This window comes from Streptomyces anulatus, assembly GCF_014650675.1.
Classification (GTDB): domain Bacteria; phylum Actinomycetota; class Actinomycetes; order Streptomycetales; family Streptomycetaceae; genus Streptomyces; species Streptomyces anulatus.
Window position 1 is genome coordinate 727,238 of sequence record NZ_BMVK01000001.1, and the last position, 24,652, is coordinate 751,889.

At 72.5% G+C, this 24,652-nt stretch carries 22 protein-coding genes; 11 read left to right on the plus strand and 11 right to left on the minus strand.

The genetic code is table 11. The features are described 5' to 3' along the window. The first annotated feature begins 25 nt into the window (after positions 1-25). Positions 26-586 carry a hypothetical protein gene (locus IE272_RS03240; RefSeq protein WP_056707556.1) on the plus strand — a complete coding sequence of 187 codons (561 nt, stop codon included), beginning with the start codon at positions 26-28 and terminating at the stop codon, positions 584-586. Positions 587-638: 52 nt separating this feature from the next. Here the strand turns inward: IE272_RS03240 and IE272_RS03245 are convergent, their stop codons facing one another. Then, complete coding sequence (locus IE272_RS03245; protein WP_047176446.1) at positions 639-1,259, minus strand: TetR/AcrR family transcriptional regulator; 621 nt, start codon at positions 1,257-1,259, stop codon at positions 639-641. A 100-nt stretch (positions 1,260-1,359) separates the two neighbouring features. On the opposite strand from IE272_RS03245, the gene IE272_RS03250 reads away from it, so the two are divergent. The 6 genes from IE272_RS03250 (at position 1,360) to IE272_RS03275 (ending at position 8,766) form a co-directional block, all read left to right on the plus strand. Beyond that, the gene (locus IE272_RS03250; RefSeq protein WP_032791177.1) at positions 1,360-2,100 is read left to right on the plus strand and encodes an SDR family NAD(P)-dependent oxidoreductase; all 741 of its coding nucleotides are present in this window, start codon (positions 1,360-1,362) and stop codon (positions 2,098-2,100) included. A 93-nt stretch (positions 2,101-2,193) separates the two neighbouring features. Continuing rightward, positions 2,194-2,508 (plus strand): DMT family transporter, encoded by a 315-nt coding sequence (locus tag IE272_RS03255; protein WP_032791178.1) that lies wholly within the window; start codon positions 2,194-2,196, stop codon positions 2,506-2,508. Positions 2,509-2,849: 341 nt separating this feature from the next. Beyond that, positions 2,850-5,369: a helix-turn-helix transcriptional regulator gene (locus IE272_RS03260; protein ID WP_190006213.1), complete on the plus strand. Its 2,520-nt coding sequence runs from the start codon at positions 2,850-2,852 to the stop codon at positions 5,367-5,369. Between the two features lie 108 nt (positions 5,370-5,477). Continuing rightward, complete coding sequence (locus IE272_RS03265) at positions 5,478-5,840, plus strand: VOC family protein (RefSeq protein ID WP_007449445.1); 363 nt, start codon at positions 5,478-5,480, stop codon at positions 5,838-5,840. A 167-nt stretch (positions 5,841-6,007) separates the two neighbouring features. Next, entirely contained in the window at positions 6,008-7,729 is a 1,722-nt protein-coding gene (locus tag IE272_RS03270) for a class I adenylate-forming enzyme family protein (protein WP_050361352.1), read from the plus strand. Beyond that, on the plus strand, positions 7,726-8,766 hold the full coding sequence (locus IE272_RS03275) for a methyltransferase (protein ID WP_050361353.1): 1,041 nt from the start codon (positions 7,726-7,728) through the stop codon (positions 8,764-8,766). Before IE272_RS03270 ends, IE272_RS03275 begins: the two co-directional genes overlap by 4 nt. An 81-nt stretch (positions 8,767-8,847) precedes the next feature. On the opposite strand, the gene IE272_RS03280 is transcribed toward IE272_RS03275, so the two are convergent. The 3 genes from IE272_RS03280 to IE272_RS03290 all read right to left on the minus strand — a co-directional run bounded on the left by IE272_RS03280 (position 8,848) and on the right by IE272_RS03290 (position 12,184). Then, a complete protein-coding gene (locus tag IE272_RS03280) occupies positions 8,848-9,957 on the minus strand; it encodes a 3-dehydroquinate synthase II (protein WP_007449449.1) in 1,110 nt (369 codons plus the stop codon). Positions 9,958-10,076: 119 nt separating this feature from the next. Next, on the minus strand, positions 10,077-10,904 hold the full coding sequence (locus IE272_RS03285; protein WP_050361354.1) for a 2-amino-3,7-dideoxy-D-threo-hept-6-ulosonate synthase: 828 nt from the start codon (positions 10,902-10,904) through the stop codon (positions 10,077-10,079). Positions 10,905-10,933: 29 nt separating this feature from the next. Continuing rightward, complete coding sequence (locus IE272_RS03290; protein ID WP_056706765.1) at positions 10,934-12,184, minus strand: aspartate kinase; 1,251 nt, start codon at positions 12,182-12,184, stop codon at positions 10,934-10,936. A 249-nt stretch (positions 12,185-12,433) separates the two neighbouring features. Between IE272_RS03290 and IE272_RS03295 the strand changes: the two genes are divergently transcribed. Together IE272_RS03295 and pcaB are read left to right on the plus strand one after the other, a co-directional pair. Further along, positions 12,434-14,557, plus strand: a complete 2,124-nt coding sequence (locus IE272_RS03295) for an FAD/NAD(P)-binding protein (RefSeq protein ID WP_229897189.1) — start codon at positions 12,434-12,436, stop codon at positions 14,555-14,557. After that, a complete protein-coding gene (pcaB, locus tag IE272_RS03300) occupies positions 14,554-15,999 on the plus strand; it encodes a 3-carboxy-cis,cis-muconate cycloisomerase (protein ID WP_190006214.1) in 1,446 nt (481 codons plus the stop codon). The genes IE272_RS03295 and pcaB overlap by 4 nt, the downstream gene beginning before the upstream one ends. A gap of 86 nt (positions 16,000-16,085) precedes the next feature. Here pcaB and IE272_RS39200 read toward each other — a convergent pair whose 3' ends face one another. Further along, positions 16,086-16,667: a BBE domain-containing protein gene (locus tag IE272_RS39200; RefSeq protein WP_308433841.1), complete on the minus strand. Its 582-nt coding sequence runs from the start codon at positions 16,665-16,667 to the stop codon at positions 16,086-16,088. A 5-nt stretch (positions 16,668-16,672) separates the two neighbouring features. Further along, positions 16,673-17,704 carry an FAD-binding oxidoreductase gene (locus IE272_RS39205; protein ID WP_308433842.1) on the minus strand — a complete coding sequence of 344 codons (1,032 nt, stop codon included), beginning with the start codon at positions 17,702-17,704 and terminating at the stop codon, positions 16,673-16,675. A gap of 231 nt (positions 17,705-17,935) precedes the next feature. Here IE272_RS39205 and IE272_RS03310 point away from each other — a divergent pair, with 231 nt between their 5' ends. After that, a complete protein-coding gene (locus tag IE272_RS03310) occupies positions 17,936-18,388 on the plus strand; it encodes a cupin domain-containing protein (protein ID WP_050361358.1) in 453 nt (150 codons plus the stop codon). A 120-nt stretch (positions 18,389-18,508) separates the two neighbouring features. Here IE272_RS03310 and IE272_RS03315 read toward each other — a convergent pair whose 3' ends face one another. The 3 genes from IE272_RS03315 to IE272_RS03325 are packed head-to-tail and all read right to left on the minus strand — an operon-like array spanning position 18,509 to position 21,230. Beyond that, positions 18,509-19,192 carry a DsbA family oxidoreductase gene (locus IE272_RS03315; protein WP_057662511.1) on the minus strand — a complete coding sequence of 228 codons (684 nt, stop codon included), beginning with the start codon at positions 19,190-19,192 and terminating at the stop codon, positions 18,509-18,511. Further along, positions 19,189-20,109: an NAD(P)H-binding protein gene (locus tag IE272_RS03320; RefSeq protein ID WP_190006215.1), complete on the minus strand. Its 921-nt coding sequence runs from the start codon at positions 20,107-20,109 to the stop codon at positions 19,189-19,191. Before IE272_RS03320 ends, IE272_RS03315 begins: the two co-directional genes overlap by 4 nt. After that, entirely contained in the window at positions 20,106-21,230 is a 1,125-nt protein-coding gene (locus tag IE272_RS03325; protein WP_057662513.1) for an NAD(P)/FAD-dependent oxidoreductase, read from the minus strand. The genes IE272_RS03320 and IE272_RS03325 overlap by 4 nt, the downstream gene beginning before the upstream one ends. A gap of 253 nt (positions 21,231-21,483) precedes the next feature. Here IE272_RS03325 and IE272_RS03330 point away from each other — a divergent pair, with 253 nt between their 5' ends. Then, positions 21,484-22,527, plus strand: coding sequence for a LacI family DNA-binding transcriptional regulator (locus IE272_RS03330; protein ID WP_056706768.1), 1,044 nt, complete (start codon positions 21,484-21,486; stop codon positions 22,525-22,527). Here IE272_RS03330 and IE272_RS03335 read toward each other — a convergent pair. Both IE272_RS03335 and IE272_RS03340 read right to left on the minus strand, forming a co-directional pair. Then, the gene (locus IE272_RS03335; protein WP_050361362.1) at positions 22,511-23,221 is read right to left on the minus strand and encodes a sulfite exporter TauE/SafE family protein; all 711 of its coding nucleotides are present in this window, start codon (positions 23,219-23,221) and stop codon (positions 22,511-22,513) included. The genes IE272_RS03330 and IE272_RS03335 overlap by 17 nt on opposite strands. Next, complete coding sequence (locus IE272_RS03340) at positions 23,218-24,630, minus strand: amidohydrolase family protein (RefSeq protein WP_190006216.1); 1,413 nt, start codon at positions 24,628-24,630, stop codon at positions 23,218-23,220. Before IE272_RS03340 ends, IE272_RS03335 begins: the two co-directional genes overlap by 4 nt. Positions 24,631-24,652 lie beyond the last annotated feature (22 nt).

The following is a 24,652-nucleotide window of genomic DNA, read 5'->3' on the forward strand; positions in this document are numbered from 1 at the left end:
CTTCTACCTCGAAAGGCTTCTCGCGTTGTCTGCCCATGGATCTCTCCGGCGTCACCGATTCGTCGGCGCGGTCGTCTCCCTGTCGGCCGCCGTCGCCCTCGCCTCCACCCTGGCGGGATGCTCCGGCGACGAACCGCCCAAGAAGGCGTACACCGTGCCCACTTCCCTGTGCGGGATCACCATGGACCCCGTACTGGTGAAGGCCGCGCTGCCCGGCGGCGACTCCCTCACCATGGCCACCACGAAACCGAACGGCGGAACGGTCCGCTGCAACCTGTCCGTGGACGGCAAGGAGGCCCTGAGCCTCGCCCAGGCCTGGTGGGGAGACGGAGACAACGCGGCAGGGGTCGCGCAGGGGTACTCCCACACGAACGACGGAGTGTTGTCGGACGACCTCCGCTTCGTCCACACCGGGAGAGCCGGCGTCGGCAAGACCGATTCCGCCTGCAAGGTGTCGGAACACCCGGAACAGGACCTCTACGCGGTGGTCGAGACTCGCGACACCGGCGTCGACGACCCGGACGCCATCGAGAAACTGCTCGTCGCCTTCACCAAGGCGGTCGAGGGGTCAGCCGCCTGCAAGTGACCCCTCTCGACGCGCAGGGGGCGCCCGGCCCTGATGTCCGCCGGGCGCCCCCTCAGTGCTGTCCGGCCGGCTGTCGTACCAGGGAGTCCCACAGGGTCACGGCGTGGTCCACCGTGGAGCGGAGCCGTTCCAGGGACACGCCGTCCCGGGCCTCTATCGACAGCCCGTGCAGGATGGTCGCGTAGAAGGCTGCGATCGAGCGGACGTCCGTCCCCGGTGCCAACTCCCCCTCCTCGACGGCCCGCTCCAGCCGCTTCTCCAGCTCCGAGACCGAGGTCCGCCGCCACCAGGCAAGGTGCTCGGCGACCTTCCTGTTCTGGTGCGAACAGTTCGTGGCCGACAGCACGATCATGCAGCCGCTGGGCGTTCCCGGGTCGGTGAAGGTGTCGATGTTGCCGCGCAGCATGGCCTCCACCGCGGCCCGCGCCGTCGGCGCCTCGCGCAGTGCGCGGTTGGTCGCCGAGCCCGCGGTGCGGTCGTAGAGCGAGACGGCCTCACGGAACAACTGCTCTTTCGAGCCAAATGTGTTGTACAGGCTGGCGGAGTTGATGCCCATGGCGGCGGTCAGATCCGTGAGCTTCGTGCCCTCGTACCCGAACTCCCAGAACGTCTCCATCGCGCGTCGCAGCGCTGCGGCGCGGTCGAACGCGCGCGGTCGGCCTCTTTCGGCCATGTCTGCCTCCTCGGACAAGGGTTGACCCCCGACCATCCTGCCTGTTTAGTATTTCTGGATCGTCCGACCTAGATATATACCTTAGCGTGAATGGAGCGAGATGCCTCAGCTTGCGGGCAAGGTGGCACTGGTGACCGGAGGAAGTCGCGGCATCGGTGCCGCGACCGCCCTCCGACTGGCGGAGGAGGGCGCGGACGTCGCCCTGACGTATGTGAGCGCGGCCGACAAGGCCCAGGAAGTCGTCAAGGCGATCGAGGCGCTCGGACGCAAGGGCCTGGCCATCCAGGCCGACAGCGCGGACCCGACGGCCGTCGTCCGGTCCGTCGAGCAGGCCGCGGCGGAGCTCGGCCGGCTCGACATCCTGGTGAACAACGCCGGGATCTTCCCCTACGGCCCGATCGAGGGCGTGACGCTGGAGGAGATCGACCGCACGCTGGCCGTCCACGTGCGCGCCGTCTTCCTGGCCACCCAGGCGGCCATCCCTCACCTGGGACACGGCGGCCGCATCATCAGCATCGGCAGCTGCTGGGCCAACCGCGTGCCGGTGCCGGACGTGACGCTGTACGCCATGAGCAAGTCGGCGCTGATCGGCTTCACCAAGGGCCTGGCGCACGACGTGGCGTCCAAGGGGATCACCGCGAACATCGTGGACCCCGGGCCCACCGTCACCGACATGAACCCGGACGGTACGGACGAGGCCGAGGAGGAGCGCCTGAGGACCGCGGCGAAGGTTCTGGGCGCGGGGGCCGACACCGCGAAGGCCGTGGCCTTCCTCGCCGGCCCGGACGCTCAGTGGATCACCGGCACCTCACTGGCGGTCGACGGTGGCTACACCGCCTGACCGTGACCGGGTCGCCGGACGGCGACGAAGAGGAAGCGACGGTGCGTCGCCATGACCGCCGACGAACCGGCGACACGGACGAGGGGAGGAGCGATGGCGTGGGTGATCCTGACGGCGGCCGGTCTCCTGGAGATCGTATGGGCCCTGGCCCTGAAGGAATCGAACGGCTTCACCAAGCTCTGGCCCAGCGTCATCGGCGTCTCCTTCTCCATGCTGAGCTTCGTGCTGCTGACCTTCGCCCTGCGTGAAGTGCCGGTCGGCACGGGCTACGCGGTCTGGGTCGGCATCGGTGCGGCGGGGGTCGTCACCGCCGGCATCGTCCAGGGCGAGGCCGCGTCCGCGGCCCGACTGGCCTGCGTCGTGGCGATCATCGCCGGAGTGGTGGGGCTGAGGCTCCTGGAAGCCTGAGCCCGCCCGCCGCGGTCATCGCAGCCGCCCATCCAGGCCCCCGCCCCAACGCGGGGGCCTGGATACAGACGTGCGAGAAGCGAAATTGCGACAACCACACACCGGTATCCCGACAACAGGCCACTGACTCGTGACAAGAACATTTCAGCCAGATTGGGAATCCGCGCATGGGGTAGATCCCCCCAGCTCCCCGGGCAAACTCACTTCCAGCAATTCGCACCGCACCAATCACACTCTTCCCGCCCAGCCGCCCAGCCGCACGTGGGACCTGCCACCGAGCCGTCTCGGACAGGAGGCCGGAAGTAATTCAGTGACTTGATCTGTTGAGGTTACGGATGTTGATGGGCAACGATGTGAAATCCACCGCGCCCGCGTTTCCGGGCAGAGAGATCATCCTCTACGAGATACGGCAGGCCCTCGGGCGAACGGCGCCCGGGGGCGGCAGTTGCCTCGTCGTCGAAGGCGCCGCAGGGACCGGGAAGAGCGAACTGCTGCGCCTGGCCGGGATGCACGGGGAGGCCTCGGGCTTCGGCCTCGTCGCCGGCACGGCGGTACCACTGGACACAGGAGCCCCGTTCAGCACACTGCGCCGCGTGCTCCGGGAGAATCTCCCCGCGCGGGACTACGCCCTCCTCACCGACCGTCAGACCTTCGACCCGCTCGCTCCGGTCGACCGCATCGTCGAATACCTCCGGCGCACCACCCGGCTCCGGCCGCTGCTCGTCGCCCTGGACGACGCACATCTCGTGGACGATCTCACCGCGGACGCCCTGCGGAATCTGATCGACGCCTCGGCCTCGCTGCCGGTCCTGTGGATACTCGCCCGCGGCGCGTCACGTACACCCGGTCATGCCCAGGAGACCATCGACTGGCTCATCCGGGAAGGGGCCGCACGCCACCGGTTGGAATCGCTCTCTCCCGAAGCCGTCGCGGAAATCACCGCGGAACTGCTCGGCGCCTGCCCCGACGACGATGTTCTCGCGTTGGTGGCGCGCGTCAATGGAAATCCCTTTCTCCTCAACGAACTTCTCGTCACATCACTGTCCGACGGGAGAATTTGCGTTCAGGACGGTGTCGCCGTGCTCCTCGACGCCGAGCCCGCACCCGCATTCCGTCAGGCCGTCGTCCATCACCTGCGTGGGCTCTCCCACGAATGCCTGCGCATTCTGGATGCCGTGGCCGTGCTGGGGCCGCGGTTCTCCATCCACGAGGCGGCCGGGCTGCTGGGCCGCAATCCGGTGGAACTGCTGCCGCTGATCGGCGAGCTGATCGCCGCATCGGTACTGGAGGACGAGGGGCCCTGCCTCTCCTTCCGTCACCCGCTCGTCCGCGAGACCCTGTACGACCGGCTCTCCGAGCCCACCCGGACCGCCCTGCACCGGGAGGCCGCCGCCACCCTGTGGCGTGAGGGCCGGTCGGCGCCCACCTTCCTCGAACACCTGATGCTCGGCCGGCGGGGCGACGGCGACGGCCTCACCCCGGCCGCCCCGCACCAGGAGGCCCGGTTCGTGCCGCCGGCCGGGCAGCTCGCCCTGGCCGCCAGGAGGACCGCCGCTTCCACCGCGCCGCCGTCCGCCCCGTCCGCCCCGTCCGCCCCGTACGCGGAGCTGATGTACCGGACGACGCTGCGGTACTCGGCCGCCCAGGTGCAGGGCCTCCACGGGCAGATGGTCGCGCACGCCCGTGCGGCGCTACGGATCGCCCGCGACCACGGAGACCGGACGAACCGGGCCCACCACCAACTGTGGCTGGCGATCGCGCTGACCGCCTCGGACGAGTTCGACCAGGCCGGGGAGATCCTCGCCGAGCGGTGCGATCCCTCCGACCATGTGGCGCTGCCCTGGGTGCGGCCCATGTGGCACTACCACCGCGCGCAGTTGAAGCTGGCGGCCGGGCGGCTCGACGACGCCGACGAGGACGCCGTCGAGGCGGTGCGCATCTGCGAGCGGCTCGCCGCCCCGTCCCTCGCCGTCGGACCGCTCGCGCTGCGCATCCGGGTGGCGGTCCACCGCAACGAGCTGACCGAGGCCAACCGCCATGTCGACCACGCGTCCCGGCTGTCGGCGGCCGCGAGCGGTGCGGCGCTGGAGGAGCTGTCCTGGGTGACGGCTCTGCTGCACAGCGCGGAGAACGACCGGGAATCCGCACTCGACACCCTCTCCCGCGTCTACTCCGGTGTCCCGAAGCGGCCCCTGCTGCTGACCCGGGAACCGCACGCGGGCGCCTGCCTGGTCCGTACGGCGATGAGCGCCGGGGACTCCGAACGCGCCACGGCCGTCGCCGAGGCGGCCCGCCTGGTCGCCACCCGCAATCCCACGGTGGCCTCGGCGGTCGCCGCCGCCGCGCACGCCGAGGGCGTCCTGTGCAACGACGTGGACCGGCTGCGCGCCGCCGTGTCGGCGTACCGGTCCGGGCCCCGGCCGCTCTCGCTCGCCGCGGCCACCGAAGACCTGGCGCTGGCGGAGAACGACGCGGGCGCCCGGAGCACGGCGATCGGTCTGCTCGACGAGGCGCTGACGCGCTACACGAACCACGGCGCCCGCGGCGACGCCCTGCGCGTACGCAAGACCCTGCGCTCCCTGGCCGTGCGGCGCCGGACCCGGGGGCGGGACCGGGACCTGGACCCGGTCGAGGGGCCCCGGGCCCGGTGGGACCAGCTGACCCCGTCCGAGCTGCGCGTCGTGCGGCTGGTGGCGCAGGGGCTGACCAACCGGGAGGTGGCGGAGAAGCTGTTCCTCTCGCCGCACACCGTGGACAGCCATCTGCGGCACAGCTTCACCAAGCTCGGCGTGACCAGCCGGGTCGAGCTGACCCGGCAGGTGCTGACCCACGAGGAGATCCCGCCGGCCGGATCCGGCTGATCCGATGGCCTCCGCGGAGTTCACGAGAACACGTGATGCCGCGTATCCCGTGCCCCAACACACTTGAGCCGTCCAAGGGTTGGTGAAGCAACGGCAGAGAGGCACTTCATGACGAACGCGATCGGACCCAACTTCCTCACCCTTCAGGTCCGTGACGTCGAACGGGCCCGGCGCTTCTACACGGAGGTGGTCGGCTTCAAGGAGACGGAGTCCAAGGTCCCCACCGCCGCCGTGCTGGAGACGGAGCCCATCAAGATCGCCCTGCGCCAGGCCACCGTGGACCTGGACTCCGTGACGGAGCTCGGCTGGGGCGTCGTCCTGTGGATCAAGGCGAAGGACCCGGACGGTCTGGCCAAGACGGTGGCGGACCACGGCGTGACCATCACGAAGCCGCCGTGCGACGGATTCTGCGGCCGGGAGTTCCAGTTCAAGGACCCCGACGGTTACGAGCTGACGGTCTACGAGGGCTGATCCGGCCGCTCCGCCCGCCGTCGCGCGCCTTCGCGCGGGCGGCGGCGGGCGGGGACACCTCGCCCCGCTCCCGGGCCCCCGCACGGCTCCCGGGCTCCCCGGCACTGCTCCGGGGCTCCCCCGCACCTCTTCCAGGCTCCATCGCACCTTCTCCCAGGAAGGAACGCATGCGCCAGAATTCCGGCGTCATCAGCATGGGCCTCGCGCCGGCGGCACGGATGCCGCTGCGTGCCAGGCTCCGGCTCCTGGCCGAACCCACCCTCGGGGTGGGCAGCTTCCTCGATCATGCCCGTGCCGTCAGCCCCGACCCATCGGCCCCCTTCCTCCTCGCGCAGCACGCGGAGGGAACGGAGGAGGACGGTCTGGAGCGTCTGAGTCTCGACCGGCTGACGGAGATACGTGATGCGTACGCCTCCTGGTACCACGAGGCCGGCGTACGCAAGGGCGACCCGGTCGGCGTCTACGCCGGCGAGGGCATCGACGCCTTTCTGCACTTCCTGGCGCTGAGCTCGCTGGGCGCCATCGCCGCACTGGTCAACGGCCGGATGAAGCCGGCCGTGGCCGCCGAGTACCTGGGCCGGATCGGGGTCTACGGCCTGGTCGGCACGGCCGGGGGGATCGACCGGCTCCGCGAGTCGGGCGGACTGCCGAAGAACCTGGCCTTCGAGAAGGACCTCCGCTCCTTCCCCCGCAGCCGGACCGCCCGGCCCTCGCTGCCCGGCGTCTTCCCCTACCGGCACGGCGAGGACGACCTCGTGATGCTGTGCCACACCTCCGGCACGACCGGGCCGCCGAAGGCCGTCACCTTCGGCCACCGGCAGTTCTTCCGGGGCAAGCGGCACCGTCTGGTGAGCTTCCCGGACGCGGGCGCCAACAGGATGCTGTCCGCCCTGCCGCAGACCCACTCGGCGGGCATCAGCTATCTGATGACGGCCACCCTGCTGGGGCTGCCGACCCTGGTCATGGCGGACTCCTCGGGCGAGGCGGTGCACGACGCGGCCGGGTGGTTCCGGCCGACCCTGGTGGTCGCCTTCCCCCAGACGTACGCGGAACTGGCCGGGCTCGACCTGTCGCCGTCGGCGGTCGGGGCCGTCCACACCTGGATCAACACGGGCGACTCCGCGCACGAGGCGCACATCAAGGCCCTCATCCGGCACGGCAGACGGCCCGGCCGGCGGGGCACCTCGCGCGCCGGCTCCCGGTTCATCGACGGGCTCGGCTCCTCCGAGATGGGCATGGCGCTGTTCCGCAAGGTCAGCGAGCCGGAGCGGCAGGACTACGACCGGTGCGTCGGCAAGCCGGTCAAGGTGGTGGAACGCGCCACCGTGCTCGACGCGGACGGCCGGCAGCTGGGCCCCGGCCGGGCGGGCCGGCTCGGCGTCATCTCGCCGACCCGCACGCCGGGTTACTGGGGCAACACCGAGCTGACGGGAAAGTCGTCCGTCTCGGGCTTCTGGCTGACCGGGGACGTCGTCTACCGGGACCGGCGCGGCCGGTTCTTCCATCTGGACCGGGTGCCCGACGTCATCGACACCGCCGAAGGGCCGGTCTACAGCCTGCCGATCGAGGAGGCGATCCTGCTGGGCCGCCCCGAGGTGGCCGACTGCGCGGTCGTCGCGGTCGACGCGCCCCCGCCGCTCGGCAAGCAGGTCCCGTTCGCCACGGTCCTGCTGAAGCCCGGGGCGAAGGCTCCGGCCGACCTCCTGGGCTCGCTCAACGACGTCCTGCGCGCCCGGGGGCTCACCGCCCTGAGCGCGGCGGTCGTCGCCACCGAGCCGGAGCACTTCCCGACCGGGGCCACGGGCAAGGTCCTCAAGCGCAGCCTGCGCGAACACTTCGCCGACGTACTCGTCCGGCCCGCGCCGGGCGCCGAGGAGAGCAGCACATGACCCTTTACGAGTTCAGCCCGGAGCCCGCCGGAGACGTCCCGCCGCCGGTCCGCATGTACGAGATGCTCTACAGCTCCCTGGTGAGCCAGCTGATCATCGCCGTGGCGGATCTGGGGGTCGCCGACGCCATCGGTGACGAGGTGCGCCATGTCGACGACATCGCGGAGCGGACCGGCGCCCACCCGGGCGCGCTCTACCGGGGGCTGCGGGCGCTGGCGAGCGTCGGGGTCTTCACGGAGGTGGAGCCGCGCTCCTTCGCCCTCACCCCGCTGGCGGCCACCCTGCGCAGCGACGTACCGGGCTCGATGCGGGACCTGGCGCGGTACGTGGGGCTGCCGATGCGGCAGAACTCCTTCGGCGCGCTGGGGCACAGCCTGCGCACCGGCAAGCCCGCCTTCAACCACCTGCACGGCATGGACTGGTGGACGTACTTCTCCCAGCACCCGGAGCTGGCCTCGCTGTTCAACAGTGCGATGAGCAGCATGTCGGTGATGGTCAACTCCAGCACGCTGGACGCCTACGACCTGTCGGACGTACGCCGGCTGGTGGACGTCGGCGGCGGGCACGGGCGGCTGGTGGGCTCGCTGCTCCAGCGCTACCCGGAGATGACGGCGGTCGTCCACGACCTGCCGAGGGTGGTGCCGGACGCGGAGGCGGTCCTCGCGGGGCTCGGGGTCTCGGACCGGGCGGAGTGTGTCGGCGGGAACTTCCTGGAGTCGGTCCCGGAGGGCGGCGACACCTATGTGCTGTCCTGGACGATCCATGACTGGGACGACGACGACGCCGTCCGCATCCTGCGCAACATCCGCCGGGCGATGGGTGATTCGGGTCAGCTGATCATCATCGACGAGGTGCCGCCGGAGGGCGACACCCCGCACTTCGGCAAGTTCGAGGACATCGTGATGCTGACGCTGCTGACCGGGCACGTGCGGACCGAGGCGGAGTACGTCGATCTGTTCGAGCGGTCCGGGTTCCGGCACAAGGAGACCCGGCCGACCCGGGCGCCCACGAGCGTGATCGTGGCCGTGCCCATGTAGCGGACGCGTCCACGACGAAGGCCCGGTGCCCGGGGAACCGATCGGTTCCCCGGGCACCGGGCCTTCCGCGGTCGGCCGGGACTACTTCTCCAGGCAGAACTCGTCGATCGGGTAGCCGACGTGCCGGTCGGCGGTGGGCAGGTAGCCGAGGACGACGTCGCCGGGCTTCAGTTCGGTGCTGTTGTGCACGACGCCGCCGGGGCCCAGCACCCGGACGTGCCAGTCGTCCTGGAGGATCAGGTTGACCGTGGTCCCGTCGGCCGCCACCGCGTCGACCGAGAGCAGCGGGCGGCTCTCGATCTTGACGCGGCCGACGGCGACGACCCGGGTCTGACCCTTGACGTCGACGGCGAGCACCTTGCTGCCGGCGGTGAGTTCGCTGAGGTAGTGGGTGCGGGAGTTCTTGGACAGCGTGTAGGAGTGGATGGCCCCGGCGTTGACGCGGAAGGGCCGGGTGGGCATGTAGGGCAGCGGGTGGGTCTCGCTGACGCAGAGGATCATGCCCTTGGAGTGCGAGCCCACCAGGATGCCCTCGTCCTGGCGGAAGTGCGTGACGGTGTCGACGCAGGCCCGCTCCCCCATGCCGATGTGCGAGGTGGCCGTGATGGTGAGCTCGACCATGTCGAGGTCGGGGGTGCGGGAGACGGCCGAGGCCTTGAGGGCGGTCGCGTCGCCGACCTTCGCCGGGGCCAGCATCACTCCGTCGGAGCCGAGTTCCAGCACCCCGAAGATGATCTCGGCCTCCTCGACGTCCTGGGCGACGGTGATGAGGCTGCCGGTGCCCTTGGCGGCCTTCCCCGCCGCGATGACGATCTCCAGCGGGATCTTCGTGGGGTCGCGGAACCACAGGAGGCTCCAGCGCTCCGTGGCGGCGGCCTGGCAGGCCACCTCCAGGGTCGCGGCGTCCACGATCTCCACGTACCGGCCGAACTCCACACCGGGGTGGCGCGCGGCCAGGACCGCGGGCTCGCCGTGCTTCTCCGGCGTGACGATCACGATGTCGGCCTGGCCGAAGTCCTCGGGGAGTTCCGGGCCGTCGGGGAAGAGCACCTTCTTCACGGTCGGCGGGAGGTCCGCCAGGTCCGCGACGGAGGACGCCACCACGCCGTCCAGCCGCTGGTGCACCGCCTCCTCCAGGACGGCGGGGGTGAGGTCGTTCTTCTTGCGCAGATCGAGCCAGCAGAGCTTCATGGTCCTCTTCCTCGATGGGATCCGGTTGGAGCGAGGTGGTGACGCGGTGGTCGGGTGGTGACGCGGTGGTCGGGTGGTGACGCGGTGGTCGGGGTGGGCCCGGCGCACCGGGCCCCGGCTCAGGGCAGCCGGTGCGGGGCGGGGCCGGGAGTGCCGGCCGGGCCGTACCGGAGCGGTGGGGCGTGGACCAGGTCGGCCACCTGACGGGCGCGTTTGCCCGGGTCGTCGGCCTGGAAGATGTTGCGTCCCATGGCGAGCCCGCCGACGCCGGTGTCGAGGATGCCGCCCACCGCGTCGAGGAGTTCCTCGGTGGTGCCGGCGACCTGTCCGCCGGCCACCAGGACGGGCACCGGGCAGGCGCTCACGACGTCGGCCAGGTCGGTCACCGTACGGGGGCAGGGCACCTTGACCAGGTCCGCGCCCAGGTCGGCGGCGAGGGTGGCGACGTGCTTGACGAGCACGAGGTCCCGGGGGTCGCTGATCTCGGGGCCGCGCGGGTACATCATCGCCAGCAGCGGGATGTTCCACCGGTCGCAGGCGTCGGCGACGGCGGCCATGTCGGCCACCTGGGCGGCCTCGCCGGCGGAGCCCACGTTCACATGGACGCTGACGGCGTCGGCACCCAGGCGCAGGGCGTTCTCGACGTCGCTGACCAGGTACTTGGCGTCGGGGTCGGGCGCGTGCATGGTGCTCACGCTGAGGTGCACGATCAGCGAGGTCCGGGTGAAGGGCTCCGGGTCGAGCCGGCGCAGGGTGCCCTTGTGCAGCACGATCGCGTCGACCCCGTTGTCGGAGAGCCGCCCCACCAGGTGGTTCAGGCCCGCCGCGGTGGCGATGGGCCCGTCGGTGACGGAGTGGTCCAGCGGAACCACCAGCAGACGGTCGGGTGAGTTGCGGTAGAGCTTGCGGGCGCGCAGGCGCGCGCCGAACGAGCCGTTGAGCGTCATGGGGGTGCTCCTTCTGCGCTCGTCCCCGGTCATGCCGTGACCAGCGTCTGCGCTTCGAGGTCGTCGCGGCCGAGGCCGAACTCCTGGTGCAGCGCGTTGACCGCGTCCGGCACCCGGTCCAGGGGGATGATCACCGAGACCCGCAGGTTGGTCGAGGAGACCCAGCTCGCGGTGGTGCCCAGCCGGGCCAGGACGGCGAGGAGCCGGGCGGTGCAGTCGGGCCGGTTCAGCAGGCCCACCCCCACCAGCGAGACCTTGCCGACCTTCTCGTCCACCTCCGTCGCACAGCCCAGTCGGGCGCTGATCCGGTCGAGGGCCTCCCGCGCGGCGGGCAGCCGGCTTCCGGGCAGGGCGAAGCCCATGCGGAAGCCGGGACCGTCCGGGGCGCCGAAGGAGAGCAGGTCGATGGGTACGGCGGACCGTGCCAGTTCGGTGAGGATGTCCGCCGCGAGACCGTCGCGTGCGTGGTCCGAGCGGGTGAGGGCCATCGCGATGTTCATGTCGTGCGCGACGGCGGTGACGGGTCCCTGTGTTTCGAGCATGTCGGCGCTCCGTCCGAGGATGGTGGTTCCGGGTTCTGCCGAGAACGTGCCGCGTACCACCACGTCCAGGTCATGGGACGCGGCCAGTTCCACCGCACGCGAATGCATCACCCGTGCGCCGGCGAAGGCCATTTCGGCCATGACCGCCGCGTCGACGGTGGGCAGCACACGGGCTTCGGGTACGACCCGGGGGTCGGCGGTGTAGATCCCCGGAACGTCCGTGTGGATCTCGCAGGCGCGGGCCCCGAGCACGGCGGCCAGCGCCACCGCGGTGGTGTCCGAACCGCCGCGGCCGAGTGTGATCACCTCTCCTCTCCCGTCGCCGCCCTGGAAGCCGGAGACCACGACGATCCGTCCGCGCCCCAGTTCGGCGCGCAGGCGGCTCGTGTCGATCGCGGAGATCATCCCCGCGCCGTGCGTACCGCTCACGCGGATGCCCGCCTGCGGCCCGGTCAGGGAGACGGCGGGCAGCCCCCGGTCGTGCAGGGCGACGGCGAGCAGCGCGGCTGCGGCGTTCTCCCCCGTGGCGAGCAGTTGGTCGAGCTCCCGGGGCGGCGGCGCGGCACCGAGCTCCGCGGCCGCCGACAGCAGGACGTCGGTCTCCTCGCCACGGGCGGAGACGACGACCACCGAACCCCGCTCCGCGGAATGGGAACGGGCGACGACCTCCGCGACCTGGCGGATCTTCTCGGGAGTCGCCAAGGAACTCCCGCCGAACTTCTGGATCGCTGCTGGCATATGTCCTCGCACCGGATGATCGGGGCACATGACGTTGCGCGAATTCATTTCTACACATCGGCGATGCGTACCGGATCACGGATACACGTGATGTAGGGCGTCGGCGTTCCGAGAATTCCCGGACGCCCGAAGTCGGCCCGCGGGTCGCCGATATCCCGCGTTGGCGTGATGCGGCGCGGTCCCGATACGCATAGCGTCCGCGGGTAGTCCGATTGTTCTCCGTGTACGGCCCGGGGCCCGAGGAGTGTCATGGCGAATGACAGCGGAAGGCCGTTCACCGGCCATGGCGTGGACAAGGGCCGGAGGTCCGGGAGTCCGGCGCCGGCCCGGACGCCGGCCGAGGAGGGTGTCACCCGCATCTGTGTGATCGGCGCGGGTCCCCGTGGCATCTCGGTGGTGGAGCGGCTCTGTGCCAACGCCGGGCTGCCGTACCTGCGGGAGCGCCGGTACGCCGTGCATCTGATCGATCCGTTCCCGAGCGGCGGGCAGGTGTGGCGCACCGGCCAGCGGGCCGAGCTGCTGATGAACACGGTGGCGTCGCAGATCACGCTGTTCTGCGACGAGTCCGTCGTGTGCGCGGGGCCGGTCGTGCCCGGACCCAGCCTGCACCAGTGGGCGACCCTGCTGGAGGAGCTGGGATCGGGCGGTCTCCCGGCCGATGTGCGCCGGGAGGCGGCGGCGCTGGGCCCCGACGCCTATCCCACGCGCCGCCTGTACGGGCACTACCTGATGTGGGTCCTCGACCGGCTGATCGACGGGGCTCCGCCCAACCTCACCATCACGGTGCATCACGCCACGGCCGTGGCGTTGCGCGACGCACCGGGCGGCCGGAGTTCGCAGGTGGTCACGCTGGACCGGGGCGGCGAGATCGCCGAGCTGGACGCGGTGGTCCTGGCCCAGGGCCACGTACCGGTGGAACACACGCCGCGCGAGCGGGAGTTCGGCCGGTACGCGCGGCGCCACGGGCTCCTCTACTTCCCGCCGGCCAACCCGGCCGACGTCGACTTCGCCGGTATCGGGGCGGGCCGGCCGACCGGGCTGCTGGGGATGGGGCTGACCTTCTTCGACATCGTCGCGCTGCTGACCAGCGGGCGCGGAGGGGTGTTCGAGCGGGACGGCCGGTCCCTGGTGTACCGCCCGTCGGGGCAGGAGCCGGTGCTGTACGCGGGGTCGCGGCGCGGCATTCCGTACCACGCGCGCGGGGAGAACGAGAAGGGCGTCTCCGGGCGGCACGAGCCGCTCTTCCTGACCCCGGCGGCCATCGAGGAGCTGCGCGAACGGCACCGGACCACCGGGACCCTGTCCTTCCTCGACCACGTCTGGCCGCTGGTGTCGCGGGAGGTGCGCGCGGTGTACTACCGGGCCCTCCTCGCCGAGGGGGGCGACGCGGCGGCCGGGGCGGTGTTCTGCGCGGAGTTCGTGGCCCGGGGCGGCCCCGAGGGGGCCGAGGAGTCCGCCCTGCTGGACCGTTACGGCGTCCCGGCGGAGCGGCGCTGGAGCTGGCCGCTGATCGAACGACCGTACGGCGACCGGAAGTTCACCGACCGGTGGGTCTTCCAGGGGTGGCTGCTCGGCCATCTGCGGGACGATGTGTCCGAGGCGCTGAAGGGCAATGTGAGCAGTCCGCTGAAGGCGGCCCTGGACGTGCTGCGCGATCTGCGGAACGAGATCCGGCTGGTGGTCGACCACGGCGGCATCAGCGGCCGTTCGTACCGTGACGAGCTCCGGGCCTGGTACACGCCCCTCAACGCGTACCTCTCGATCGGTCCGCCGGCCCGGCGCATCGAGGAGCTGATCGCCCTCGTCGAGGCCGGCGTCGTACGGATGTGCCTGCCCGGGCTGCGGGCCGAACCGGAGCCGGAGAGCGACGGGTTCGTCCTCCGGTCGGCCGGGGGTCCCGCCTCCGGGATACGGGTCTCGGCGCTGATCGAGGCGCGGCTGAGCGAACCCGACGTGCGCACCACCACCGACCCGCTGCTGCGCGGGCTGCTGCGCGCGGGGCAGTGTGCGCCGTACCGCATCCCGGACGGCGACGGCGGGTTCCACGAGACCGGCGGGGTGGCCGTCTCCCGCAGGCCGTACCACCTGCTCGACCACGCCCACCGCGCGCATCCGCGCAGGTTCGCCTTCGGCGTGCCCACGGAGGCCGTGCACTGGGTGACGGCGGCGGGCGTCCGGCCGGGCGTCAACTCGGTCATCCTCAGTGACAGCGACGCCATCGCACGCCGCTGCCTGGCGGCGGCGGACCGTTCCGCCGCCGGCGCCCCCGCCCGCCGTGACGTCCCGCTGCGCCGCCACATCCCGCTGCCCTGGCTGCCCACCAGCTGCCCGCCGGCGGCCGTCCCCACTCCCACCGCCCAAGGAGCCTCATGACCGGCGACCGGCACGACGTGGGTCTGCTCTCCCCGGTCTGGGCGGGGGGCGGCGTGGAGCCGCTGGTGTCCGACCGCGCCTATCTGGAGGCCATGCTGGAGGTGGAGGTCGCGCTGGCCGAGACGCAGGCCGGGCTGGGGATCATCCCCGCCTCCTCGGTCGGTCCGATCAGGGCGGCCGCCCGCTCGGGCCGCATCGATCCGGTGGCGCTCGCCCACGGTTCGCGCCGTGCGGCGAACCCCGTCGTCGGCCTCGTCGGGGCGCTGACCGGGGCGGTGGCGGAGCTGTCGCCCGAGGCGGCGGAGCATGTGCACCACGGCTGCACCAGTCAGGACGTGCTGGACACGGCGACCGTCCTGGTGGCCGCCCGGGCGCTGCGGTACACGGACGACGCCCTGGTCAGGACGGCGGACGCGCTGGCGCTGCTGGTGGCGCTCCACCGCGACACCCCGATGGCCGGCCGGACGCTGACGCAGCATGCCGTGCCGGTCACCTTCGGCCTCAAGGCGGCGGGCTGGCTGAGTCTGGTGCTGGACGCGTCGGACCGGATCCGGGCGGTGCTGGCGACCGGCCTGCCCGCCCAGCTCGGCGGGGCGGCGGGCACCCTGGCCGCCTACAACGAGTACGCCGTCGGCGCCCCGTCGGCGGGCGAGGGCGGGCTGCCCGGCCGGGGCACCGAGCTGGTCGGGCCGTTCGCCCGGCGGCTCGGTCTGACCGCCCCCTCGGTGCCCTGGCACGCGCTGCGCACGCCGTTCGCCGACCTGGGCGCGGTGCTCTCCTTCACCTCGGGCGCGCTGGGCAAACTCGCCGTCGACGTACAGGGGATGGCCCGTACGGAGGTGGCGGAGGTGGCCGAGCCGTCCGGCGAGGGCCGGGGCGCCTCCTCGGCCATGCCGCAGAAGCGCAACCCGGTCCTCGCCACCCTGATCGCCTCGGCCGCCCGCCAGGTGCCGCCGCTCGCGCTGGTGCTCACCCAGGCGCTGGTGTCCGAGGACGAGCGCTCGGCGGGCGGCTGGCACGCCGAGTGGCAGCCGCTGCGGGAGTGTCTGCGGCTGACCGCGGGCGCCGCCGACAGCGCGGCCGAACTGGCCGCCGGGCTCGTGGTGTTCCCGGACCGGATGCGCGCCAACCTGGAGCCGGGCGAGGGCGAGCTCGTCGCGGAGCGGCTCAACGCCCTGCTCGCCCCGGCCCTGGGCAAGGCGGCGGCCAAGAAGCTGCTGGCCCGGCTGTCGGCGGAGGCGGCTGCGGCTGCGGCTGCGGCTGCGGCTGCGGCGGAGGACGGCCCCGGCACTCCGTTCGCCGAGCGGCTGGCCGCCGTACCGGAGGCCGCCGGGCTGTTCACCGGTCCCGGGGCGCCGAAGGACCTGCTGGAGCCCTCGGGCTATCTGGGCGCCGCCGGGATTCTGGCGGACCGCGTCCTGGCCCGGCACACGGCCCGTTGACCCGGGGCACCCGCCGTACGGCGGGTGTCCGGTCCGGGGCGCCCGTCACCGGATGCGGGGATCCGGGCGCCCCGCCGGCCGCGCGGTCAGGACCCGACCGGCCTGACGGACTGCGCGTGGCGGAAGACGTTCCGCTGGTCCCAGCGTGTCTTGGCGCGCTGGAGCGCGGGGTAGTTCTGCTTCCAGTAAAGGTCGTGCCAGGCGGTGCCCGAGCGGTTGTGCCGCACCCGGTCGGTGAGGTCGGCGTCGGGGTAGTTGATGTAGCAGCCGTCCGTGACGTCGTTGAGGACGGGCACACCGCCGGTCGAGGCGTAGACGGTGGAGTAGGCCCGCCGGATGTACGCGAAGTGCTTCGCGTCGTCGCTGGGGTTGCCCCACGCCGTGCCCCAGAGCAGCTTCAGCACGCTGTCGCGGTGCGGCTGGGCCGTCGCGGTCGGCGACACCGCGTTGACCCGGCCGCCGTGCGCGGCGATGGAGACGACGAAGGCCGGGTGGTCGTAGGCGGAGTCCGTGAGCACCCGGTAGAGGCCGGCCGTCTGCTCGCCGGTGAGCCCCTTGCGGTGGTAGCTGGACTTGTACTTGTAGCGGTCGGTGGGGTTGCTCATCCAGAACCCGGGCCAGCCGGTGGCCTGGAACCAGGGCAGCCGGTGCAGCTCCTGGTACTGCACGGGCGTCACCCCCACGCCGTCGTTGACGGCGGCCAGGAAGTCGGCGAGGAGCCGGGGGCGTTCGGCACGGCGGTGTCCATCTGCACGGCGAGCAGGACGCTGCCGGCCGTCTTCGGCCCCGGCTCCAGACGCGCGGTCAGCCCGGTGTACGGGGAGGTGGGCGAGCTGTTCTGCTCGTTCCAGAGGCCGTAGTTGTGTATCAGCCGGGTGAAGGCGGCCTCGTTCAGCCTGCTCCAGGGCCACTGGAGCCAGGTCACCAGGACGTCGGAGGGCGGGGCGGGCAGCAGGGTCGAGGGGTCGGTCCCGGTCGCGGTGGGCGAGCGGAACCAGTAGCGGGTCACGACGCCGAAGGTGCCGCCACCGCCGCCGGTGTGGGCCCACCACAGGTCCCGGTTGGGGTCGTCGGCCTCCCGGGTGGCGATGACGGACCGGGCCCGTCCGTCGGGGTCGACCACGACGACCTCGACGGCGTACAGGTAGTCGACGACCAGCCCGTGGAGCCGGCTCAGATTGCCGTAACCGCCGCCGGTGACATGGCCGCCGACCCCGACCGAGTAGCAGGCCCCGCCGGGCAGGGTGACGCCCCACTGCCGGAACATCACCTGGTACATCTCGCCGAGCGTGGCGCCGCCCTCCACCGAGAAGGCCCGCATCCGCGCGTCGTGGGCGACCGCGCGCATGGCGGACATGTCGATGATCACCTTCACGTCCGGGTGGTCGACGAAGTTCTCGTAGCAGTGGCCCCCGCCCCGGACGCTGATCCGCTTGCCCGCCGTCACGGCCTCCTGCACCGCGGCGACCACCTGGGCGGTGCTGTTCGGCAGCCGGATGGCCTCGGGCCTGCTGCTGAACAGCTGGTTCTGACCGCTGGTCAGCCCCGAGTACCGGACGTCCGTCGGGGCCACCGTCAGCGCACGGATCTGGCGCGTACGAGCGGGACTCCCGGACGCCACCGCCTCGGCCGGCCCGACCAGCGCCGTGGCCCCCACCGCTGCCGCGGTGCCGGTGAGAAGTCGTCTGCGCGATACCGGGGTCATGGTTCTTCCTCCGTTGTCGACGATGCCCGGCGAGTGCCGGGTGCCTGTTCCGGGGAAGATGTCATCGCGGCGCACACCGCCACATCACGTGATCACGTGATGCCCGGCGCCCGGCTCCCCGGTTGACTTGAGCACGGCAACGACGCGACGACCGTGACGACCGTGAGGAAGCCGATGAGTATCCCGTGGGGCCCGCAGGGCGCTGGAACAGGATCGGAATCGATTACGTACGTGGCTCCCGGCGAAGGGCCCAGCGTCTGGGCCCTTCAGGGTGACAAGTACACGGTGAAGGCGGGAAAGGGCACCACCGGCCCGGGATTCACCCTGCTCGAAGGGGAGATAGCCCCGGACAACGGTCCGCCGATGCACATCCACAACGACGCGGACGAGATCTTCTATCTTCTCGACGGCGAACTCACCGTGGCGTCGGGTGAAGAAGTCATCAAGGCGGAGAGCGGGGCGTTCATTTTCATTCCGCGGGGCGCCAAGCACAAATTCCGCAACGACTCCAGCAAAATCACGAAGCTGCTCTTCGTGCTCGCTCCGGCCGGTTTCGAGAACTTCTTCATGGAGATCGGATCGCCGGTCGTCCCGGGCAAGGACCGTCCGGACGAGCCGGTCGGCTACGAACAGCTCGTGGTGCAACGGGCCGAGGACTTCGGCATGATCATCGTCCCGGAGTGAGCCTCCTGTCGCGGTGGCCGGCGAGGGGCCACCGCGACAGGAACACCGCACCAGCGGCGGGAGGCCGCCCACCGTGAAGAAACCGGTGGGCGGCCTCCCGCCGCTGTGTCCGCGGGCTGCTCAGCCCTGCGCGGCCCGCTTCAGCAGCGCCTCGTAGACGGGGCCGGGCTCATCCCGGTCCACGACGGGGAAGCCGGTCCCCATCTCGCCGAGCCAGTGGCGCTCGACGCCCGGGTTGTGGGCGTCGAGCCCGCCCGGGGCGAAGACGTGGGGACTGCCCTGCACGGCGTCGCTCAGCGAGACGGCCAACTGCTCCTCGACAGCCGCCCGCGCGCTCCCCCGCACCAGGGCCCGCTTGAGCTCCTCGGCGTCCACCCCGCACTCCCGGGCGACGGCGAGGATCTCGTGGCGCATCGTGATCGTGCGGCTCTGCCCGAACAGCGCCACCCGCAGCGCCCGGTCGAGCGTCTCGCTCGCCGCGAGCCCCTGCTCCTTGGCCGCCTCGACGGCCTCCATCGCCAGCAGGGTGCTCACCGGGTAGGTGTGGTCGGGGCGTTGCCACAGCTGCCAGCCTGCCTCCGGCTCCAGCGCGCCGACGACCGGGGTCTCCGCCTCCAGGATCAGCTTGGGCGTGGACATCTCGTTGATCAGTTCCAGCGGGAACGCCCGGATGTCGAAGCGCACCCGCTCCCCGAGCCCGAGGGCCGCCCTGACGGTGTGCAGCCGGTACACGGCGAGGTGGGCCCAGGGGCACCCGATGTCGGCGTGGACGACCAGGGTGCCGGGGGCCACGTGGAGGCTCATCGGGGCGCCTCCGCCGCGCCGGGGGCCGGCAGGGCCCTGATCCGCTCCGCGAGGGAACGCGCGAAGTCCCCGAACGGCCGGGGCGGACGCCCGGTCAGTTCCCGCAGGGCGCCGGTGACCGTCTCGGCCTCCCCGGCCGCGTAGGTCGCGTACAGCTGGAGCCGGGCGGCCACCGCCCAGGCCGGGACGCCCGCCCCGAGCATCGCCCGGCGCGCCTCGTCCTCGGAGACGTCCAGGTAGCGGATCTCCCGCCCGGAGGCCGCCGTCAACTCCTCGGCGGCCTCCGCGTACCCGAGCGCCCGGGGCCCGGTCAGCTCGTGCACCTCGCCGCGGCCCGGCGGGCCGGTGAGCAGGGTCGCCGCGGCCGCCGCGATGTCCCGTACGTCGACCATGCTCACCCGGGCCCGCCCGACGGGGAGCAGCACGGCCCCCCGGGACGCGATGGTGCCGAGCCACTGGGCGGCGTTCTGCGTGAACGCGTTGGGGCGCAAGACGGTGTGGCCGGGACACCGGTCGGCCAGGGCCCGTTCGGCCAGGCCGTGCTGGCGGTGGACGAGCACCGGTGAGTCCGGGTCCGCGCCCAGGGCCGACAGCTTGACCACATGGGCGACCCCGGCGGCCGCCGCCGCCTCGATGACGGTCCGCTGGAGCAGGTCCTGCCGGGGGTGGAACGGGGTCAGCAGGAACAGGGCCCGGGTGCCGGCCAGCGCCCCGGCCAGCCGTCGTACGGCCTCCGGTCCGCCGTCGCCCAGATCCGCCTCGACCGGATCGGCCGGCCCCGCCACCGCCCCGCCCCGGCCCGGCCGGACGAGCGCGAGGGGCCGGTGACCGCGCCCCGCCAGCTCCCGTACGAGAGCGGTGCCGAGGGTTCCGGTGGCGCCGGTCACCGTGATCCGGCCGGTGGGAGCGGCCGTCACGGCGCGACCAGAGCCCCGGCCCCGGCGTCCGCCAGCCGGTCGGGCAGCCGGTCCTCCAGGGCCGTGTCGGCGAGCAGTTCGCCGAGAACGGGCGCCATCTTGAAGAGGTTGTGCCCCGCGACGGCCGTGACCCCGGGGGTGTGCCAGGCCCGCAGCGCGTCGCTCCCGGCCGGCAGCTTGGTCATCACACAGACCCGTACGCCCACGGGTTCGGGATCGAGTCCGGGCAGCGCCCGCTCGACGTAGTCGACGACCCGCCGGGCGTCGTCCAGGGTGGTGCTGCCCTCGGGCAGGGCGCCGTCCGGGCCGAACGGGATGTCGACCTCGGCGCCGATGAGCCCGATCACGTACCGGCCGGTGTCGCCGATCGGCGACCCGTACACGGTCTCGCCCCAGATCCCGGCGCGGTCCACCCAGCACGGCAGTGCCCGGGTGCGGCCGGGCTCGTGCCCGCGGACCCGGAAGTGCGGGCGCACGTGCAGCCGCGACTCCAGCGGGATGTCGATCCCGGCCCCGCGGGCCAGGCCGGGGGCGGCGGTGCCCGCCGCGATCACGACGTGCCGGGCCCGGTAGATGGCCTCGGTGGTCTGGATCTCCACGCCGTCCCCGTCCGAGGGCACGGTGACGCTGTGGATGTGGGCGTTGACGATCCGGTCGCCCACCCATCCGACGAGCGCGTCGATGGTGTGCTTGGCCCGTATCGCTCCCGCCCCGGGGTCGACGAGCAGCGGACCGTCCACCGGGGCGAGCCCGGGGAAGACGGAGTCCTGCCCGGCCGCCTCGACGAAGTGGTGCGCCACCCCGTGCAGGGCCAGCCCCTTCACATCGGCGGGTCCCATCCCGGCGTAGACGGCGCCCTCGTCGCCGATCAGCACCTTCCCGCTGCGCCGCTCCCACTCGGCGAACCCGGCGCGCCCGTCCACGGCGAGCGCGACGTGCCGCTCGTCGTCGTGCCGGTGCCGGAACGTCCGGGTCAGGCCGCCGGACAGTCCACTGCCGGGAACCCGACCGTCGAAGCAGACGACGTCGGCGCCCCGGCGCACCAGACTGTCCGTGGTGGCGAGCCCGAGCACGCCCGCCCCGATGACCGCGATATCGATGTCACGCCGGTGTTCACCCATGGTTCAGGCTCCAGGTCCGGGGGTTCGTGGGCACAGAAAAGGTCACGTCACGCCTCCTGCCGCAGCATCCGGTCAGCTTGCGGACCGAGCATCCTGGAGCGGCCGCGGGCTGCCATCACGCGTTCGCGTGATTCGTGCGGCCCCGGGGTCCACGAGGCCTTCCTCCCGTGAGGGCACCGCGGGAAGACGCCCCGGGGAGGGCGGTGGGCGAAGATGGGGTGCCCCGTCCCCAGCCCGCAAGGAGTGCCCGTCGATGCGAACATCCGGTCCCGGCTCGCGGCCACCGACGATCGCCGATGTCGCGCGGCTCGCCGAGGTGTCGCGTACGACGGTCTCCCACGCCCTCAACGGGATCGGCAAGGTCGATCCCCGGACCAGGGAACGCATCAAGCAGGTCGCCGCCGAGCTCGGGTACCGGCCCAATCTGCGGGCCCAGCGGCTGCGCCGGGGCGAGGCGAAGGCCATCGCGCTCGCCTCCTCGATGCCGTTCGCGGTGGCCGGTGGGCCGTCGCGGCTCGGGTTCTACATGGAGATCGCCGCCGCCGCCGCGGAGAGCGCGTTGCTGCACGGCTACGCGCTGGTGCTCGTACCGCCCGTGCAGTCGGGGTCCGCGCTGTACTCCGTCGACATCGACGGCGCCATCGTCGTCGAGCCGGACGTGAACGACGCCGCCGCGGCGCAGTTGAGGGAGCGGGGGCTGCCCTATGTGTCGCTCGGCCGGCCGGTGTCGCCGGACGACACGTCGCCGTACGTCGATCTGCGCGGCGGGGCGGTCGCCGAGTTGCTGTTCGCGCATCTGCGCGAACAGGGCGCCCGGCGGCCCGCGCTGATCGTCGGCTCCGGATCACGCCACTCGTCGGTCGACGCGCTCGCCGCGTACGAGCGGGTCGCCGAGCGGTACGGCTGGGAGCCCGTCGTGGCGAGCGCCCCGGAGGCGGGCGGCGAGCAGGCCGGGTACGAGAGCTGTGCCGCCCTGCTGGCCGAGCACCCCGAAACCGACGCGGTCTGCGCGCTGGTGGACGCGTTCGCGGTGGGCGCGGTGCGGGCGGTCCGGGACAGCGGGCGGTCCGTACCGGGCGACGTCATGGTCGTCACCCGGTACGACGGGCTGCGTGCGCGCACCTGCGAGCCGCCGCTGACCGCCGTGGACCTTCATCTGGACCGTGCGGCGGCCGCCGCGGTGGAGCTGCTGCTCGGCCGGCTGCGCGGCGAGGGCGCCGCCGCCTCGGTGGCGACGGCGCCCGAGCCGCAGGTCGTTCCGCGTGCCTCGTCGCTGCGGGTCACAGCCCGAGCATGAGCACCAGACCGGAGACCAGGGCGAAGACGAGGACGCACAGCCGCATGCGGCGCGCGTCCAGCCGGTGGTGCACCAGCCGGCTCAGCCACGCGCCCGCGGCGATCACCGGCAGCAGCGCCACCGCGAGACCCAGGTGTCCGGTCTCGCCCTCCCCCGTCGCGAACAGCAGTCCCAGTGAGGCCACTTCCCCGACGAGGAAGCAGGCGGCGACGGTCGAGCGCAGTTCCGCGGGCGGCCGGTGCTGGTAGACGAGCGCGAGCGGGGGGCCGCCGACGCCGGTCGCGGTCTCGGTGAGTCCGGTCACCACGCCCGCTCCGAGGTAGGCCGCCCGGCCGGGGGTGAAGGCGGGTGCGACCAGGCTCACGACCGCGGCCAGCACGGTGGCGATGCCCACGAACAGGCCGATGCTGCGGTCCGGGATCAGCCAGAGCAGGGCGAGTCCGGCGGGCGTGGCGGCCAGCCGGGCCCCGGTGATCCAGCCCGCGCCGCGCAGGTCGATCGAGGCGCGTTCGCGCCAGGCGACGTACAGGTTGAGCGGGATCATGGCCGCCAGGACGAACACCGGGAGCAGACCGGGGTCGAGCATCCCGGCCACGGGCGCGACGATCAGGGCGAAGCCGAGACCACTGCTGCCCTGGACGAACGCGGCGACGGCCACCGTGACGGCGAGGACCACGAGTGCTTCCGTACTCACCGTGCGGTGCTCCGCTGCCGTGCCGCCGCGGAGGTGGGGTGTACGCGGGTGATGGGCGCCCTTTCGACGGCGGCACGGGCCAGTTGGGCCGCCTGCCGCACGAGGGCCGGGCCGTCCCAGCCGGTGGGCAGGCCGCGCCACAGCCGTAGCTCTCCGGCGACGAACACGGCGGTGATCTGGTCGCGGTTGCCCCGGCGTACCAGCTCCCACGGCACGTCCCGGGAGAGGGCGAGCTCGGGGGTGGTGATGTCGACGAGGAGGAAGTCGGCGGCCAGCCCCTCGGCGACGGTGCCGGTGCGGGCACCGAGGCCGACCGCGTCGGCGCCGCCGGCGGTGGCGTGTTCGAGCCAGGTCCAGCCGGCGCCGCACGACGAGTCCCCGGTGGCCAGCCCGTAGGCGATCCGCTGGGCGAACTCGGCCGCGTCCGCGAGCCGGAATCCGTCGCCGCGGGTGCCGTCGGTGCCGAGGCCGAAGCGGATGCCGCGCTCGGCCATGGCGGTCGCGGGCGCGACGGCGTTGCCCTTCCAGGCGCTGGCCACCGGGTTGTAGCTGACGGCGGTCCCGGTGTCGGCGAGCAGGGTCAGTTCGCGCGGGGTGAGCAACGTGGCGTGGGCGGCGAGCAGTTGGGGGCCGAGCGCGCCGATGCTGTGCAGGTGTTCGAGCGGGCGCAGGCCGTGCCGTACGAGGGAGCGTTCGACCCCGGCCAGGTGCTCGTTGACGTGGATCTGCACGACCGCGCCGGCTTCCTCGGCGAGACGTGCGGTGCGGTGCAGGGTCGTCGAGGTGGCCGCCTCGGGGATCGAGACGGCGAGGGAGGCGTGGATCAGCGGATCGCCGTCGTACCGGGCGAGGTGCTTCTCGGCGCTTTCGAGGACGGCGGCGGTGGAGTCCTCGGCGGCGGTCGCGGCGTCGCCGGCGACGTCGTTGCACACGAGGCCGAGTACGCAGCGGATTCCGGCGTCACGGGCGGCGGACGCGACGATGTCGACGTCCACATCGGCGCGCGTACCGGCGTCGGTGACGGTGGTGAAGCCGCCGCGCAGGGCCTCCAGCGCCGCCAGTTTGGCCGCGGCATGGGCCGATTCCTCGTCCAGCGCTCCTTCCAGCGGAACCCAGACCCTGCGGAAGATCTCCGAGGGCTCCCCGAAGGCGAGCGCGGAGCCGAAGCTCTGGGTCAGATGGTGGTGGGCGTCGACGAAGCCGGGCATCAGGAGGTGGCCGGGCAGCGTCACGGCGTCGAGCCCCGGGTGCGTACGTGCCAGTTCCCCGGCAGGTCCGACGGCGCGGAAGGAGCCGTCGGCGACGACGACCGCGTATCCGTCGGCGGGCCCTTCCGGCAGCAGCACGGCATCGGGTACGAGGAGGAGCGGGCCGGGTGAGTCGAGGAGGTCGCGGGTGAGCTGGTTCATCGGTCGCTTTCCGTGCGTGAGG

Bases quoted from the DNA above. Each gene is read 5' to 3' on its own strand.
- IE272_RS03245 (WP_047176446.1), bottom strand. From the start codon at position 1,259: ATGGCCGAAAGAGGCCGACCGCGCGCGTTCGACCGCGCCGCAGCGCTG.
- IE272_RS03250 (WP_032791177.1), top strand. From the start codon at position 1,360: ATGCCTCAGCTTGCGGGCAAGGTGGCACTGGTGACCGGAGGAAGTCGC.
- IE272_RS03255 (WP_032791178.1), top strand. From the start codon at position 2,194: ATGGCGTGGGTGATCCTGACGGCGGCCGGTCTCCTGGAGATCGTATGG.
- IE272_RS03260 (WP_190006213.1), top strand. From the start codon at position 2,850: ATGGGCAACGATGTGAAATCCACCGCGCCCGCGTTTCCGGGCAGAGAG.
- IE272_RS03265 (WP_007449445.1), top strand. From the start codon at position 5,478: ATGACGAACGCGATCGGACCCAACTTCCTCACCCTTCAGGTCCGTGAC.
- IE272_RS03270 (WP_050361352.1), top strand. From the start codon at position 6,008: ATGCGCCAGAATTCCGGCGTCATCAGCATGGGCCTCGCGCCGGCGGCA.
- IE272_RS03275 (WP_050361353.1), top strand. From the start codon at position 7,726: ATGACCCTTTACGAGTTCAGCCCGGAGCCCGCCGGAGACGTCCCGCCG.
- IE272_RS03280 (WP_007449449.1), bottom strand. From the start codon at position 9,957: ATGAAGCTCTGCTGGCTCGATCTGCGCAAGAAGAACGACCTCACCCCC.
- IE272_RS03285 (WP_050361354.1), bottom strand. From the start codon at position 10,904: ATGACGCTCAACGGCTCGTTCGGCGCGCGCCTGCGCGCCCGCAAGCTC.
- IE272_RS03290 (WP_056706765.1), bottom strand. From the start codon at position 12,184: ATGCCAGCAGCGATCCAGAAGTTCGGCGGGAGTTCCTTGGCGACTCCC.
- IE272_RS03295 (WP_229897189.1), top strand. From the start codon at position 12,434: ATGGCGAATGACAGCGGAAGGCCGTTCACCGGCCATGGCGTGGACAAG.
- pcaB (WP_190006214.1), top strand. From the start codon at position 14,554: ATGACCGGCGACCGGCACGACGTGGGTCTGCTCTCCCCGGTCTGGGCG.
- IE272_RS39205 (WP_308433842.1), bottom strand. From the start codon at position 17,704: ATGACCCCGGTATCGCGCAGACGACTTCTCACCGGCACCGCGGCAGCG.
- IE272_RS03315 (WP_057662511.1), bottom strand. From the start codon at position 19,192: ATGAGCCTCCACGTGGCCCCCGGCACCCTGGTCGTCCACGCCGACATC.
- IE272_RS03325 (WP_057662513.1), bottom strand. From the start codon at position 21,230: ATGGGTGAACACCGGCGTGACATCGATATCGCGGTCATCGGGGCGGGC.
- IE272_RS03330 (WP_056706768.1), top strand. From the start codon at position 21,484: ATGCGAACATCCGGTCCCGGCTCGCGGCCACCGACGATCGCCGATGTC.
- IE272_RS03340 (WP_190006216.1), bottom strand. From the start codon at position 24,630: ATGAACCAGCTCACCCGCGACCTCCTCGACTCACCCGGCCCGCTCCTC.